The following is a 524-nucleotide window of genomic DNA, read 5'->3' as shown; positions in this document are numbered from 1 at the left end:
TCGATCTGCCATCTGCTTTTATAAAGCTCACTGATGGTGTTTGCTGTCCAAGACATCTGATTGGTAATGATTTCTATGGTCTGTCCGTTTTTATCATCCCAAACGGCCACCCGTCTCAGTTTTTTGGGATAGTTTTTCCTTGATGTCTGGGTCTTGAGCTCGATGACCTCGTCGATAAGGATATTCTTGTGCCTGTCCTCTGGCAGCGTATTTTCTTTGATACTGGCATATTGGAGGTTCTCTTTATGCCTGATTACAAAAAACACCCCGTTGCTGTCCCAAACATTCAGCAAAGCAAAGTCATTATAAAATCGGTCTGCAACGATAACACTTCCTTTATGTAAAGGGACATCATAGGCCCCCTTGTTGTCCGCTGTTCTGCCATTGGTAATATTGACATATGCCGGTAGGTTGCCATCGTAATCGAGCAAGGTGTGCAGTTTTACCGCTCCTTTGGCCGTTTTGTACCTGGCCCAATCAAACAGGGACAGGCACAGGCTGATGGTGGTAGCATCCAAGAGGAA

Annotated in this window: 1 protein-coding gene; it reads right to left on the bottom strand. The window is 45.4% G+C overall.

From position 1 onward, the window contains the following. Positions 1-524 (bottom strand): IS4 family transposase (locus I5M32_RS16620; protein ID WP_200588296.1); only part of this gene is annotated, 524 nt, incomplete at both ends.

This window comes from Pedobacter segetis, assembly GCF_016623585.1.
Taxonomy (GTDB): domain Bacteria; phylum Bacteroidota; class Bacteroidia; order Sphingobacteriales; family Sphingobacteriaceae; genus Pseudopedobacter; species Pseudopedobacter segetis.
This window is presented reverse-complemented; position numbering and strand designations above follow the sequence as displayed.